Genomic DNA, 1,683 nt, shown 5'->3' with positions numbered 1-1,683 from the left:
TTCGATAGTGGCAAGAAGCCGAAGGGAGCTTGCCGATGAGCAAAAGACCGATCCGGTATTATGCTGTCTCACCCTCGCGCTTGGGCTATCCTCACGCGTCGGAATGTCGCAAAAGCTCGAAGTTCCGGCCTTGATTTTGCGTTTGAGGTGTGCTCGTTATCCGAGAAGAAGGCTACTGCAATGCTCTTTAACGTGCCGATACTTATCAGATTTGAGTTTTGATACCGAATGACATCTCCGGCAGGGGCCGAACAAGATGCAAGCGTTCTCCTACCAGTATCATCGGACATCACCTACCGTTGCTCAAAGTATTGAGCGAAGAGTTTACTGAAGTGTGCTCACCCGAGATGTCCACCAGATCTAACCGATCGAAAGAAGGCGGTCAGATTTGGCCGTTCAAACTTTATTGGGCGCGGTTTGACCGCAAACGACTTAGAGGCGCAGCGAGATAGCTATGAACTTATCGAATTCGAGAATGCCGTTTCCAAAACTATTACTGTGTATAGCCCTCACTTTAATAGCAACAACTGGGCTTGGCGATGTAACAAATGAAGGTAATGTTTTTGAAGGGCGCCCAATTTGCGCTGATTATCAGGTCTTTTTAGGGCTTGAGGGAAACCCTGAAGACTCTGAGTGCACCGCTACGCAGAAATTTATTTTAAGTAGCGGAAGCTGGGAATACTGGAATTTCTGACAGCGTACTCGGAGACAGCGAACAAAGGATCAACCTCTTTCTCTTGGCTAACGCACAAGAGGCAATAATTAGGGGGATTACTCAGCTTCCTTTGTGTTGATGGATGTCGCGGATAGGCAGATGTATTCGGATCTTATTCTCTGGGATCAAGTCCGCGCTTCGTTCTATTCTTCCGTACTAGTGACTTGAAATCACTGTTCGTAAAGGAAATTTGTCAGGAAAATCAATCTGATTGCGAGCGTATCGACAGATATTTTGAGCTTGATGAAATCATAAGTGATATCGAGCAAAGTGTTTTAGATGAGAGGTCTGATATTGTTTTGCTTTGTCTGTTAAGGACGGACGCATTTTTCGATGCCTTTGCGAAGACTTATTACAACGCCGAAATTCAAAAATTGCATTCAATTTAACGGGGAGTAACAATGGGTAAAAGACCAACTTCATCCGCGGCAACCGGCCCAACTTTACAGGCGGTATGGCAATCCCCAAGGCCAAAATCGATCTGGGGCTCTCCCTCCCGGTGCTGCGATCCAAGGTCAATCAGCGCTATATGGTGAGATGGTCAACAAGTTCACGGGCTATTCGATCACCGGATTGAGCGACAGAGAATACTCTTTTGAGCTAAATGCGGTATACGAGAGTGTTCCGGCTCAACAAATTGATGCGATTTTGGACAATTACATTCTCGGGAGATATTTAGCTGATCTGTTGATCTTGTTCCAGTCTTCGGGACAACCCCTTGCAGACCTTTCTTTGCATGATCCGACGGCTCATCCAAGTTTGCACCATGATCTGCTTAAAGCGCAACTGGCTCGAGGCGGCTCGCTGCCTGACCATTGGGACCTCAATCCCCAACCTGCAGAACCGGTTTTCTTCATTCCCTGTGGCCGAAGTCTTGCCGAAAGCGTCGAATCCGTCTCATCCATCCAACTTGTATAATAGCGGGCTGGAAGATTTTTTGATTTTGAGGTTGATTCATCGGGACATAC

At 46.9% G+C, this 1,683-nt stretch carries 1 protein-coding gene; it reads left to right on the top strand.

Annotated features, from left to right (window positions below; all coding sequences use genetic code 11):
• Window positions 1–1,252 precede the first annotated feature (1,252 nt).
• Complete coding sequence (locus ACR3FC_RS21925; RefSeq protein ID WP_480478668.1) at window positions 1,253–1,633, top strand: hypothetical protein; 381 nt, start codon at window positions 1,253–1,255, stop codon at window positions 1,631–1,633.
• Window positions 1,634–1,683: the final 50 nt, after the last annotated feature.

The organism is Ruegeria sp. AF3, assembly GCF_056536285.1.
Note: the sequence above shows the minus strand (reverse complement) of the source record. Positions and strands in the feature narration are given on the sequence as shown.

Bases quoted from the DNA above. Each gene is read 5' to 3' on its own strand.
- ACR3FC_RS21925 (WP_480478668.1), top strand. From the start codon at position 1,253: ATGGTCAACAAGTTCACGGGCTATTCGATCACCGGATTGAGCGACAGA.